Below are 12,809 nucleotides of genomic sequence, written 5' to 3'. Positions count from 1 at the left end.
CGCAGGTGACCGTCGTCACGATGCCCGGAGAAGGTGCCGCTCAGCCCGGCAGGCGCCCGGCCTCGATGATCCGGGCCAGGAACTGCCGGGTGCGCGGCTGCGTGGGCGCGCCGAGCACCTGGGACGGCGGGCCGGACTCGACCACCCGGCCGCCGTCGAGGAAGCAGACCTGGTCGGCCACGTCCCGGGCGAAGCTCATCTCGTGCGTGGCCAGCACCATGGTCATGCCGTCGGCCTTGAGGTCGCGGATCATCGTGAGCACCTCGCCGACCAGCTCCGGGTCGAGCGCCGAGGTGACCTCGTCGAGCAACAGCAACCGGGGCGAGTTGGCCAGTGCCCGCACGATCGCGACCCGCTGCTGCTGGCCGCCGGAGAGCCGATCCGGGTACGCGTCGGCCCGGTCCGCGAGCCCCACCCGGTCCAGCAGCTCCCGGGCGTGCGCCTCGGCGTCGGCCCGGGACCGCCCGTGCACCCGACGCGGAGCCAGGGTCACGTTGTCCAGCACGCTCAGATGCGGGAAGAGGTTGTACGCCTGGAAGACCATGCCGATGCGGCGGCGTACCCGGTCCGGGTCCACGCCCGGGGCGGTGATCTCCTCGCCGTCCAGCTCGATCGTCCCGTCGTGCAGCTCCTCCAGCAGGTTGACGCAGCGCAGCAGCGTCGACTTGCCGGAGCCGGAGGCCCCGATCAACGCCACCACCCGGTGCTCGGCCACGGTCAGGTCGAGGGAGTCCAGCACCACCCGGCCGCCGAACTCCTTGCGTAGCCCCCGACACCGCAACACGTCCACGGTCAGCCTCCGGACTGGCGTCGGGCTGCCCGCAACGTCACCTGGTCGGTGACCGCGATCAGCGGGATGGCGAGCAGGACGAAGAGCACCCCGGCCACGATGTACGGCGTGTAGTTGAACGTCTGGGCGGTGGCGATCTGTGCCGCCCGTACCGCGTCGATCGGCCCGGCCAGGGAGACCAGCCCGACGTCCTTCTGCAACGCCACCACGTCGTTGAGCAGCGGCGGCGCCACCCGCCGGACCGCCTGCGGCAGCACCACGTGCCGCATCGTCTGCCGATAGGTCAGCCCCAGCGAGCGGGCCGCCGCGAGCTGGCTGGGATGCACCGACTCGATGCCGGCGCGGAACACCTCGGCCAGGTATCCGCCGTAGGTGAGCACCAGCGCCAACCCGCCCAGCACCAGCACCGGCGGCATGCCCTGCAACCGCAGCCCCGGCACGCCGAGGGTGAGCACGTACAGCACGATGATCAACGGCAGGCCGCGGAACGTGTACGTGTACCCGGCCGCGAGCGCCCGGATCGGGAAGAACACCGGCCCGCGCAGCGTCCGCAGGACGGCGATCAGCAGCCCGAGCAGCAGCGCGCCGATCGCGCAGCAGACCAGCAACCGGACGTTGAGCCAGAGCCCGGCGAGCACCCGGGGCAACGCGTCCCGGGCGATCTCCGGGTCGAGGAACGATTCGCGTACCCGGTCCCAGCCCGGCGCCCCGGTCACCGCGACCGCCAGCAGCGTGCCGATCACCGCCGTGGAGGCGGCGGCGACCAGCACGCTCAGCACGGTCTGCCGACGGCGGTACGCGTCCCGGGCCCGCTGCGCGGGCGACGGATCGTGGTGGCTGAGGGCGCTCACGTGAGTTCGGGGGCACCCGCCACCTGGGCGAGCCATTGCTGCTCCAACTGCTTCAGCACCCCGTCACCGGCGAGCTGAGCGACCGCGCCGCTGACGCAGCCGGTCAGCGGCGAGTCCTTGTCCAGCAGCAGCCCGAACGCCTCCGGCGAACCCACCTGCGGGAACTGCCCGACGATCACCGCGTCGTCGATCTCGGCCGAGGTGATGTAGAACGCGGTGGGCAGGTCCACCACCAGCCCGTCGATCTGCCCGTTCTGCAGCGCCTTCTTGGCGTCGTCGTTGCTGTTGTAGACCTGCGGCTCGACCGTCGGCTTCACCAGGTCCGTGATCGCCTGGTAGCTGGTCGTGCCGACCTGGGCGCCGAGCTTGGCGTTCCGTAGGTCGGCCAGCGACGTCCTGCCCGCGATCTTGGAGGACTTCAGCGTGATGACCGACTGCCGCACCAGGTAGTACGGCGCGGAGAAGTCCACCGCCCGCTTGCGCTCGTCGGTGATGGAGAACTGGTTGATGTCGAAGTCGAACTCCTTCGGCCCCGGGGCGACGGCGGTGTCGAACTTGACCCGGGTCCAGACCACGTCCGCGCGGGCGTACCCGAGCTTCTCGGCCACCGCGTACGCCACGGCGGACTCGAAGCCCTCCCCGTTGTCCGGCTTGTCGTCGACGAACCACGGCTGGTACGCGGGCTCGTCGGTGGCGATGGTGAGCTTGCCCGGCGTACGGGTGACCAGGCTCTCCTTGTCGCACGCGGCGGACGCGGTGGGCTGGGGGGCGGGTGCGGATTCGGGCGCGCAGGCGCTGACCGCGAGCAGGACCGAGCCGGCGGCCGCGAGCGCGAGGATGCGAGGAGTGCTGACCATGGCGGTCAGCGTACGACCTGCATCGGCGGACGTCGAAGGGGTGTCCCACCATGTCGGTAGGGAATTCCGGTCCCGCCCAGCGGTCGGCACCGACCCGTCCTCACGGCGACCGAGGGCGACTGAGAGAATCCGATTCCGTGAAGACGTTCGAGGAGTTGTTCGCCGAGCTGCAGGCCAAGGCCGCCGCCGGTACCCCGGGCTCCAGCACGGTCGCCGCGCTGGAGAAGGGCGTGCACTTCATCGGCAAGAAGGTCGTCGAGGAGGCGGCCGAGTCGTGGATGGCCGCCGAGCACGAGGGGCCCGAGCGCACCGCCGAGGAGATCTCCCAGCTGCTCTACCAGGTCCAGGTGCTGATGCTGGCCAGCGGTCTCGACCTGAAGGACGTCTACCGACATCTGTGAGTGCCCCGCCGTCGACCTCAACCCGATCGAAGGAGCACTCCGTCATGCTGCGTGTCGCCGTACCCAACAAGGGCGCCCTGGCCGAGTCGGCCGCCAAGATGCTGCGCGAGGCGGGCTACCGCCAGCGCACCGATCCCAAGGACCTGGTCTGCCGGGACGAGCCCAACGACATCGAGTTCTTCTACCTGCGCCCGAAGGACATCGCCACCTACGTCGGCTCCGGTGACCTGGACGTCGGCATCACCGGCCGGGACCTGCTGATCGACTCCGGCGCGCCGGCCGAGGAGATCGTCGACCTGAACTTCGGCCGGGCCACCTTCCGCTTCGCCGCCCGGCCCGACGACGTCGACGACGTCCGGGAACTCGGCGGGCACCGGATCGCCACCGCGTACCCGGGGCTGGTCGAGCGGCACCTGACCGAGCTGGGCGTCAAGGCCGACGTGATCCGGCTCGACGGCGCGGTGGAGAACGCCATCCGGCTCGGCGTCGCCGACGTGGTCGCCGACGTGGTCGAGACCGGCGCCACGCTGCGCCAGGCCGGGCTGGTGGTCTTCGGCGAGCCGCTGCTGCGCTCGTCGGCGGTGCTGGTCCGCCGGGCCGGCGCCGACGGCCACCCGCAGGCCGAGCAGTTGCTGCGGCGGCTGCACGGGGTGCTGGTGGCCCGCCGCTACGTGATGCTCGCCTACGACGTGCCCGCCGGGCTGCTGGACCGGGCCAGCTCGCTGACCCCCGGCATCGAGTCGCCGACCGTCTCCCCGCTGCACCGGGAGGGCTGGGTCGCGGTGCAGGCCATGGTGCTCCGCGACGACGTACACCAGATCATGGACGAGCTCTACGACCTCGGCGCCCGGGCGATCCTGGTCACCAACATCCACGCCTGCCGGCTGTGAGGCCGCGCCCGACGGCGCTCGCGCTCGCCCTGGTCACCCTCGGCGGCGTCGCGTCGGCGGCGCAGGGCGCGGTCAACGCCGAGCTGGGGCAGCAGACCGGCAACGTCACCTTGGGTGCGGTCGTCAACAACCTCGGCGGCTGCCTGCTGGTGCTGCTCGGGCTGCTGGCCCTGCCGTCCATGCGGACCGGGCTCGTCGCGCTGCGGCGGGCCCGGCTGCCCTGGTGGTCGTACCTGGGCGGGCTGGGCGGCGCGGCCATCGTGGTGCTCGCCGCCTACGCCGTGCCGGTGCTCGGCGTCGCGGTCTTCACCATCGCCCAGGTCGCCGGCAGCAGCCTCGGCGGGCTGGCCTCGGACCGCTCCGGCCTGGCCCCGGTGGGCCGGCTGCCGCTCACCGCGCCCCGCATCGCCGGGGCGCTGCTCGGGGTGGCCGCTGTGGCCCTGGCGCAGACCGGCCGACCGATCGGCGACCTGGCCGTCGGCGTGCTCCTGCTGGCCGTGCTCGGCGGTGTCGCCGTGGCGTTGCAGGCCGCGCTCAACGGCCGGATCTCCGCCGCCGGTTCGGCCGCCGCCGGAGTCGCGGTCAACTTCGTCGTCAGTACGCCGGTGGTGCTGCTCGTCGCCGCGCTGGCCGGCGCCTTCACCGGCCCCTCCGTCAGTTGGCCGACCGGTTGGCACCTCTACACCGGCGGCCTGCTCGGCGTCGGCATCGTCGCCGCCCTGGTGATCGGCGTCCGCGCGGCCGGCGTCCTGCGCACCGGCCTGGCCCTGGTCGGCGGCCAACTCGTCGGCGCCCTGCTCCTGGACGTGCTGCTGCCGCAGGGCCCCGGCGCCCGGCTACCGGTCCTGGCCGGCGCCGTGCTCACCCTGCTCGCCGTGCTGGTCGCCAGTCGCGGCCCCCGCGCCGCCACCGCCCCGGCCACCGGCACCCCACCACCACCCCCGGTCCCGCCTGCCTCGTCGGTCCCGCCTGTCTCGTCGGTCCCGCCTGTCTCGTCAAGCCCGCCTGTTTCCTCGGTCCCACCTGTGTCCCCGGTGCCGCCGCAGTCCGGTCCGCCGGTACCGGAGCGGTCGCCGTCGGGTCCGCCGTCGGCCGGTTCGCCCTCGGTCGCCGGGGCCGGAACCGACGGTGACGACGGTGCGGTCCGTGTGGCGCCGGACGACGCGCCGGGACCGGATGGCAAACTGGGGACATGAGTGAGCGGCAGGACGCGACGCAGGCCAGTGCCGGCACGAGCGAACGCGACCCGGCGGACGGCATCGACCGGGTCCGCCTGCAACCGCGCCGCATCCGGCTGGTCTGCTGGATCTCGGCGGCCGTACTGGTCGTCGTGTTCGCCCTGATCGCCACCACGCTGACCGGCCCCACCGGCAACGGCTACGGCACCTTCCAGCGCGGCGACCAGTTCGCCATGATCGGGCTCGGCGTTCTCTTCGCCCTCGGCACGCTGCTGTTCACCCGCCCCCGGGTCGAGGCCGACGCCCACCGCATCCGGGTCCGCAACATCATCGGCTCGTACGAGCTGCCCTGGGAGGTCATACGCGGCGTCCGCTTCGACCGGGGCGCACCGTGGGCGGCCCTGGAGCTCTATGACGACGACCTGCTGCCGGTGGTCGCCCTCCAGGCCGCCGACAAGCAGCTCGCCGTCGACGGCGTCCGTGCCCTGCGCCGTCTGCACCAGGCGCACCTGACCGCCGTCACCGAACGCGCCACCCGCTGACCCGCCCCCTCCTCGGTCCCGGCTCGCTCGGTCCGTCCTCAGCTCGGGTCCGTCCCGGCTGGTCACCCCTCGGGCGGTCGACCTGCCCGCGCGACGTCGCGTGTCGCGCTGAGCGTTCGTGGTGCTGAGCGCTCGCAGTACTGAGCGGGCAGTGGCCCTCAGCAGTCTGTGGCGCTCGGCAGTCTGCGGCGCTGAGTGGTCCGTGGCGTTGGCGGCACTTCCCGGTTGCCGGTCGCGCCGTCGGGCTGGTTGACCTTCGTTCCACTGGTCGTCCTCGCGCTGGCCGCCCTCTGCCTTGGCCGGTCGCTGTCGCGTTGAGTCACCTCCGCCGTTGCCCTCCACTACAGGGTCGGTCGCTGTCGAGCTGACGGCGTGAACGGATCGCCGTGGCTGCGGCTCTCGGTGATGGCGTCGACGGGTCAGCTCGACAGGGCGCGAACGTGACCACGACCACCCGTCACGCTGATGCCAGGACGAACCAGTGCGGGCGGGCGGAACCAGCCAGGGTGAACCAGTGCAGGCGGGACCGAACCAGCCCAGGGTGAACCCAGCGCGGGCGGGCAGAACCAGCCCAGGGTGAATCCAGCGCGGGCGGGAACACCAGTGCGGGCGGGGCGAGCCAGCGCAGGGGGTGGCGTGAGCCAGGCCAGGCTGAGCAGCCAATGCAGGCTGAGCAGCCAGTGCGGGGGAGCGGGTGGGCAAGGGCGGGTGGGTCAGCGCAGGGAGGCGGCCGGGCGGGGAGTGGGGTGGGCCAGCGCGGGGGCGGTCGAGGCGGAGTGCGTGGTGGAGGGGCATTCGGGAGGAGGCGGGTCGGTTTGGGGTCCCGGTTACCCAGGGTGTAGTGTGGTCGAGTCGACCAGGCTGTCCGCGTTGCGCGGGCGGCCATGAAAGTGGGGCGCCTGCTCCCACCCGAGTCGCCGACTGCGGCGGCCGGGTCCGGTCTCCGGTTCCGGGCATGTCCCGGGCCGGGATGCGCGATCCTGTGATCGTGCCGACCGGTCGAGCGGGCCCTGGCATGCGCCGGGGCCTTCTGCTTTCCGGGTCGGTTCCCAAGCGGGAGCCACCGGGTCGGCCACGCATGAAGAACCGACTCGAGGAGGCCCCATCAGCGTCGAACCACGCGTGAACGAGCAGATCCGGGCACGTGAGGTCCGACTGGTCGGCCCCGAGGGTGAGCAGGTGGGCATCGTCCCGCTGGAGCGCGCCCTTCAGCTGGCCGCGGACGTCGATCTGGACCTGGTCGAGGTTGCGCCCATGGCGCGCCCGCCGGTGTGCAAGCTCATGGACTTCGGCAAGTTCAAGTACGAGAGCGCACTCAAGGCGCGCGAAGCGCGGCGTAACCAGCAGCAGACCGTCATCAAGGAGATGAAGCTCCGGCCGAAGATCGATCCGCACGACTACGAGACCAAGAAGGGTCACGTGGTGCGGTTCCTCAAGGCCGGCGACAAGGTCAAGGTGACGATCATGTTCCGCGGTCGCGAGCAGAGTCGCCCGGAGCTGGGTTACCGGCTCCTGCGTCGGCTGGAGAGCGAGATCTCGGAGCTGGGGTACGTCGAGGCCGCTCCGAAGCAGGACGGTCGAAACATGATCATGGTGCTCGCGCCGCACCGCGCCACCAAGGCCGCCGCGGTCGCCGCGGTCGCCTCCCGGGGCGGGGCGCCCCGGGACCGGGCAGCGGAGGATTCCGCCGCGCCGGAGGCCGGCGAGACCGCAGCAGCCGGTGACACCGGCACCGTCGCCGACAACAGCGGCGAGTAACAGGGGAGAAGACGTTCCACATGCCGAAGATGAAGAGCCACACGGGGACGGGCAAGCGGGTCCGCGTGACCGGCAAGGGCAAGATCATGAAGCAGCAGGCCGGTCTGCGCCACAACCTGGAGAAGAAGTCCTCCACCCGCACCCGGCGGCTGACGGGCCTGGTCGAGGTCGCCAAGTCCGACGTCAAGCGCCTCAAGAAGCTGCTCGGCCGCTGACGCGCGCCAACCTGAGTCCAAGAAGGAGTTGAGATGGCACGCGTCAAGCGGGCTGTGAACGCCCAGAAGAAGCGCCGTACCCTGCTGGAGACCGCGAGTGGCTACCGCGGTCAGCGCTCCCGGCTGTACCGCAAGGCCAAGGAGCAGGTGCTGCACTCGATGCAGTACGCCTACCGGGACCGTCGCGACCGCAAGGGCGACTTCCGGCAGCTGTGGATCCAGCGGATCAACGCGGGTGCCCGTGCCAACGGGATGACCTACAACCGCCTGATCCAGGGCCTGCGCCTGGCCGGCATCGAGGTCGACCGCAAGATCCTGGCCGACATGGCGGTCCACGACGCTCCGGCGTTCGCGGCGATCGTCGAGCTGGCCCGGGCCGCGGTCAAGGCCGAGGGCACCGGCGGCGCGCCGGCTCAGGCCGCCTGATCCCCGCACAACGCAGTGAGGCGTCCCCACGACCGGGGGCGCCTCGCGCGTGTGTGGTGAGGACGACATGACCTTCACGCCGCGTACCCCCCGGGTGGTCGCCGCCCGCCGGCTCCACCGCCGCCGCGACCGCGAGGCCACCGGCCGGTTCCTGGCCGAGGGGCCGCAGGCGGTCCGCGAGGCCCTGGCCCGTCCGCGTACGGTGCGGGAGCTGTTCGGCACCCCGGCCGCCCTCGACCGGTACGCCGACCTCGCGGCAGCCGCCGCGCGGGACGACGTACCCGTCTCCGAGGTGACCGAGGAGGCGCTCGCCGCGCTCGCCGAGACCGTCGCACCACAGGGACTGGTCGCCGTCTGCGAGCACGTCGACGTACCGCTGGAGACCGCCCTGGCCCGAGGCCCGCGCCTGGTCGCCGTACTCGCCGGCATCCGTGACCCGGGCAACGCCGGCACCGTGCTGCGGACCGCCGACGCGGCCGGGGCCGCCGTGGTGGTCTTCGCCGGGGAGGCGGTCGACCCGTACAACGGCAAGTGTGTCCGGTCCTCGGCCGGCAGCCTGTTCCACGTCGACGTGGTCCGCGAACGCGACCCCGCCGAGGTGGTCGTGGCGGCGCGGTCCGCCGGGCTGACCGTGTTCGCCGCCACCGGGCACGGCGCCGACGACCTCGACGACCTGGCCGACGCCGGTCGGCTCGCCACGCCCACCGCCTGGCTGTTCGGCTCCGAGGCGCACGGCCTGCCCGCCGAGCTGGTCGAGGCCGCCGACGCCCGGGTCCGGGTGCCGCTGCACGGGCGTGCCGAGAGCCTCAACCTGGCTGCGGCTGCGGCGGTCTGCCTGTACGCTTCGGCGAGAGCGCAGCGCTGACCTCACACCCCACAAGGAGAGCGGCCCCCATGGTGAACGCGATACGGCGTTCCTTTAGCCAGCCCGCCGGTGTCGGCGGGCGGCGGGCCTGACCTGCTCCCCACGCGACTCCCACCGGCGGGCTGCGGCGCAGCCGCGCGTCCGTAGACTCGCTTCGCCGCCCGTGAGGGCCGGCACCGCCGTGAGGGAGTGCCCGTACGCCATGAGCTACCGCAACGATCCGTACGACCCGAAGCAGGTCGCCCTGCTCGACCCGGCCGCCCTGGCCGAGGCCGTGACCGAGGCCGAGAAGGCGTTCGCCGCCGCCGGTGACCCCGACGCGCTGGCCGTGGTGCGCCCGGCGCACCTCGGTGACCGTGCCCCGGTCTCGCTGGCCCGCCGGGAGATCGGCGCGCTGCCGCCGGCCGCCAAGTCCGACGCCGGCAAGCGGGTCAACGAGGCCCGTCGTGCCATCGAGCAGGCCCACGCCGCCCGCGCCGAGGTGCTGGAGCGCGAACAGGCCGAGCGGGTGCTGGTGGAGGAGCGCGTCGACGTGACGTTGCCCTACGACCGGCGGCCGCGTGGCTCCCGGCACCCGATCAGCCAGCTGACCGAGCAGATCAGCGATCTGTTCATCGGGATGGGCTACGAGGTGGCCGAGGGACCCGAGGTCGAGTTGGAGTGGACCAACTTCGACGCGTTGAACATCGGACCGGACCACCCGGCGCGCGGCCTGATGGACACCTTCCACATCGCACCCACCGAGGAGTCGGGGCTGGTCCTGCGGACCCACACCTCGCCGGTGCAGGCGCGGACCATGCTGACCCGTAAGCCGCCGATCTATGTGGTCGTGCCCGGCCGGGTCTACCGCACCGACGAGTTGGACGCCACCCACGCGCCCGTCTTCCACCAGGTCGAGGGCCTGGTGGTGGACAAGGGCATCACCATGGCCCACCTGCGCGGCACCCTGGACCACTTCGCCCGGGCGATGTTCGGCGAGGGTGCGCGGACCCGCTTCCGGCCGCACTACTTCCCGTTCACCGAGCCGTCGGCCGAGTTCGACGTCTGGTTCCCGGAGCACCGCGACGGCCCCCGCTGGGTGGAGTGGGGCGGCTGCGGCATGGTCAACCCGCGAGTGCTGCGCGCCTGCGGCATCGACCCGGAGGTCTACTCGGGGTTCGCCTTCGGCATGGGCATCGACCGCACGGTGATGTTCCGGCACGGGGTCAGCGACATGCGGGACATGGCCGAAGGCGACGTGCGGTTCACCCGCGCGTTCGGGGCCGGGGTGTAGGGCGACGGGTTCGAGTCACGGAGACGGTGGTCACAAGTCATGCGAGTTTCTGTCAGTTGGCTGCGGGAGTACGTCGACCTCCCGGCCGACCTGCCCGCCGCCGACCTGGAGCGGGCCCTGGTCGACCTCGGTATCGAGGTCGAGTCGATCGTGGACCTGGCCGACACGGTCCAGGGGGCGCTGGTGGTCGGTGAGGTCCTCGAGATCGAGGAGCTGACCGGCTTCAAGAAGCCGATCCGGTTCTGCCGGGTCGACGTCGGCGCCGCCAACGGCACCGGCGAGCCGCAGGAGATCGTCTGTGGGGCGCGCAACTTCGCCCCGGGCGACCGGGTGGTCGTGATCCTGCCCGGTGGTGTCCTGCCGGGTGGCTTCGCCATCGGCGCCCGCAAGACGTACGGGCGCAACTCCAACGGCATGATCTGCTCGGAGCGCGAGCTGGGCCTCGGCGACGACCACGACGGCATCGTGGTGCTGCCCGAGGGCACCGCCGTCAAGCCCGGCGACGACGCCCGACCGGTGGTCGGCCTCGACGACGTCGTGGTGGAGGTGGAGATCACCCCGGACCGGGGCTACCAGATGTCGCTGCGGGGGCTGGCCCGCGAGTTGGCGCTGGCCCTCGGGGTCGATTTCCGGGATCCCGGTCTGGTCCCCGCGCCGGCCGGCACGGACGCGCCGGCGTACCCGGTCGAGGTCCGGGACACGGTCGGCTGCGACCGGTTCGCGGCCCGGCTGGTACGTGGCGTGGACCCGACCGCGCCGAGCCCCGACTGGATGCAGCGGCGGCTCACCGTCGCCGGCATCCGCACCATCTCGCTGCCGGTGGACATCACCAACTACGTGATGCTGGAACTCGGCCAGCCGATGCACGCCTTCGACGCGGACCGGATCACCGGCGCGCTGGTGGTCCGACGGGCCGAAGCGGGCGAGAAGCTGACCACGCTCGACGGGGTTACCCGGGCGCTCGCGCCGGAGGACATGGTCATCTGCGACACCGGGGTGCCGAACCCGCTCGCCGGTGAGGGCGTGCCGATCTCGCTCGCCGCCGTGATGGGCGGCGAGACCAGCGAGGTCGTGCCCGGCACCGTCAACGTGCTGTTCGAGGCCGCGCACTGGGACCCGGTGATGGTCGGGCGCACCGCCCGTCGGCACAAGTTGTTCAGCGAGGCCGCGAAGCGCTGGGAGCGGGGCGTGGACCCGGCCCTGCCGCTGGTCGCGATCGAGCGGGCGGTACGGCTGCTCACCGAGCACGCGGGCGGCACCGTCGCCGACGAGGTGCTGGACATCGACCACGTCGCACCGCGTACGCCGGTGGTGCTGCCGGTCGACCTGCCCACCCGGCGGGTCGGTGTGGAGTACCCGCCGGCCCGGGTGGTGGCTCTGCTGGAACAGGTCGGGTGCACCGTCGCCCGGGGCGCCGACCGGCTCGCCGAGGACGCGGGCGAGGTGGGTGCCGTGGCCGGTGTCGAGGCGCTCAGCGTCACCCCGCCGACCTGGCGACCCGACCTGACCGATCCGGCCGACCTGGTCGAGGAGGTGGCCCGCCTCGACGGGTACGACAAGGTGCCGTCGGTGCTGCCGACCGCGCCGCCCGGGCGGGGGTTGACCGCGCGGCAGCGTCGTCACCGCGCGGTGTGCCGCTCGCTCGCCGAACGCGGCTTCGTCGAGGTGCTGGCGCACCCGTTCGTGGCGACCGAACTGGCCGACCAGCTCGGGCTGCCCGCCGACGACCCGCGTCGCCAGGCGGTCCGGCTCGCCAACCCGCTGTCCGAGGAGGAGCCGCTGCTGCGGACCGCGCTGCTCGGTCCGCTGCTCGGCATCGTCCGCCGCAATCTGGGCCGTGGTCTGCGGGACCTGGCGCTCTACGAGACCGGCACGGTCTTCCGTGCGCGTCCGGGTGCCGGACGTCCGCCGGTGATGGGCGTCGACCGGCGTCCCACCGACGAGGAGTTCGCCGCCGCCGACGCGGTCGTCCCGGACCAGCCCCGGCACGTCGCGGTCGTGCTGACCGGCGACGTCGAGCCGGCCGGCTGGTGGGGTGCGGGTCGGCCCGCCGGCTGGGCGGACGCGGTCGAGGCGGGTCGGGCGGTGCTCGCCGCCGCCGGGGTGCCACAGGACAGCATCGAGGTGCGGGCCGCCGAGTACGCCCCCTGGCATCCCGGCCGGTGCGCCGCGTTGCTGGTGGACGGCACGGTGGTCGGTCACGCCGGTGAACTGCACCCGACGGTGCTCGCCACGCTGGAACTGCCCCGCCGCACCAGCGCCATGGAGCTGGACCTGGACGCGCTGCCGGAGGCGCCGGTGGCGCTCGCGCCGACGGTGTCCGGCTTCCCGCCGGCGCTGATCGACGTGGCGCTGGTGGTGGACGAGTCGGTCCCGGCGGAGTCGGTGCGGCAGGCCCTCACCGAGGGCGCCGGTGACCTGCTGGAATCGGTGCGGCTGTTCGACGTGTACGCCTCCGACCAGTTGGGCGCGGGCCGCAAGTCGTTGGCGTACAAGCTGACCTTCCGCGCACCCGACCGGACGCTGACCGTCGAGGAGGCGGTCGCCGCCCGGGACGCCGCGGTGGCCCGTGCCGCCGAGCGCTTCCAGGCGACCCTGCGCGGCGCCTGACGAAGATGTAAGGAAGGGTCCCCTCCTAACGCCTCGTGCATAGGAGGGGACCCTTCCTAACATCCCGGCCTGCTCCGGTCAGGTCCCGTCGTCGCAGCGGCATGGCCCGAGCCTGTTCCACCACCGCCGCCTGCACCGGATACGGCCGAGCCC

13 protein-coding genes are annotated in these 12,809 nt (G+C 72.8%); 10 read left to right on the top strand and 3 right to left on the bottom strand.

Annotated elements, in window-relative coordinates:
- Positions 1–40: 40 nt before the first annotated feature.
- The 3 genes from ACWDVW_RS30670 to ACWDVW_RS30660 are packed head-to-tail and all read right to left on the bottom strand — an operon-like array spanning position 41 to position 2,498.
- Positions 41–790, bottom strand: coding sequence for an amino acid ABC transporter ATP-binding protein (locus ACWDVW_RS30670; protein WP_449955911.1), 750 nt, complete (start codon positions 788–790; stop codon positions 41–43).
- 2 nt (positions 791–792) lie between these two features.
- Complete coding sequence (locus ACWDVW_RS30665) at positions 793–1,677, bottom strand: amino acid ABC transporter permease (protein WP_449955908.1); 885 nt, start codon at positions 1,675–1,677, stop codon at positions 793–795.
- Positions 1,638–2,498 carry an ABC transporter substrate-binding protein gene (locus ACWDVW_RS30660; protein WP_449955906.1) on the bottom strand — a complete coding sequence of 287 codons (861 nt, stop codon included), beginning with the start codon at positions 2,496–2,498 and terminating at the stop codon, positions 1,638–1,640. Before ACWDVW_RS30660 ends, ACWDVW_RS30665 begins: the two co-directional genes overlap by 40 nt.
- A 137-nt stretch (positions 2,499–2,635) precedes the next feature.
- Between ACWDVW_RS30660 and ACWDVW_RS30655 the strand changes: the two genes are divergently transcribed.
- From ACWDVW_RS30655 to pheT, 10 genes are all read left to right on the top strand, one after another.
- Entirely contained in the window at positions 2,636–2,899 is a 264-nt protein-coding gene (locus ACWDVW_RS30655) for a phosphoribosyl-ATP diphosphatase (protein ID WP_117230159.1), read from the top strand.
- Positions 2,900–2,943: 44 nt separating this feature from the next.
- The gene (gene hisG / locus ACWDVW_RS30650) at positions 2,944–3,789 is read left to right on the top strand and encodes an ATP phosphoribosyltransferase (RefSeq protein ID WP_449955903.1); all 846 of its coding nucleotides are present in this window, start codon (positions 2,944–2,946) and stop codon (positions 3,787–3,789) included.
- Positions 3,786–4,985 carry a DMT family transporter gene (locus ACWDVW_RS30645; RefSeq protein ID WP_449955900.1) on the top strand — a complete coding sequence of 400 codons (1,200 nt, stop codon included), beginning with the start codon at positions 3,786–3,788 and terminating at the stop codon, positions 4,983–4,985. The genes hisG and ACWDVW_RS30645 overlap by 4 nt, the downstream gene beginning before the upstream one ends.
- Positions 4,982–5,509: a PH domain-containing protein gene (locus ACWDVW_RS30640; RefSeq protein ID WP_449955897.1), complete on the top strand. Its 528-nt coding sequence runs from the start codon at positions 4,982–4,984 to the stop codon at positions 5,507–5,509. The genes ACWDVW_RS30645 and ACWDVW_RS30640 overlap by 4 nt, the downstream gene beginning before the upstream one ends.
- A 1,122-nt stretch (positions 5,510–6,631) precedes the next feature.
- On the top strand, positions 6,632–7,267 hold the full coding sequence (gene infC / locus ACWDVW_RS30635) for a translation initiation factor IF-3 (protein ID WP_350700095.1): 636 nt from the start codon (positions 6,632–6,634) through the stop codon (positions 7,265–7,267).
- 20 nt (positions 7,268–7,287) lie between these two features.
- Positions 7,288–7,482 carry a 50S ribosomal protein L35 gene (gene rpmI, locus ACWDVW_RS30630; RefSeq protein ID WP_117230163.1) on the top strand — a complete coding sequence of 65 codons (195 nt, stop codon included), beginning with the start codon at positions 7,288–7,290 and terminating at the stop codon, positions 7,480–7,482.
- Between the two features lie 33 nt (positions 7,483–7,515).
- Entirely contained in the window at positions 7,516–7,908 is a 393-nt protein-coding gene (rplT, locus tag ACWDVW_RS30625) for a 50S ribosomal protein L20 (RefSeq protein ID WP_117230164.1), read from the top strand.
- A 67-nt stretch (positions 7,909–7,975) separates the two neighbouring features.
- Positions 7,976–8,773: a TrmH family RNA methyltransferase gene (locus tag ACWDVW_RS30620; RefSeq protein ID WP_449955892.1), complete on the top strand. Its 798-nt coding sequence runs from the start codon at positions 7,976–7,978 to the stop codon at positions 8,771–8,773.
- Between the two features lie 202 nt (positions 8,774–8,975).
- The gene (gene pheS, locus ACWDVW_RS30615; RefSeq protein WP_449955889.1) at positions 8,976–10,046 is read left to right on the top strand and encodes a phenylalanine--tRNA ligase subunit alpha; all 1,071 of its coding nucleotides are present in this window, start codon (positions 8,976–8,978) and stop codon (positions 10,044–10,046) included.
- A gap of 39 nt (positions 10,047–10,085) precedes the next feature.
- Complete coding sequence (pheT, locus tag ACWDVW_RS30610) at positions 10,086–12,656, top strand: phenylalanine--tRNA ligase subunit beta (RefSeq protein ID WP_449955887.1); 2,571 nt, start codon at positions 10,086–10,088, stop codon at positions 12,654–12,656.
- Positions 12,657–12,809 lie beyond the last annotated feature (153 nt).

It is taken from the genome of Micromonospora sp. NPDC003241, assembly GCF_053589795.1.
This window is presented reverse-complemented; position numbering and strand designations above follow the sequence as displayed.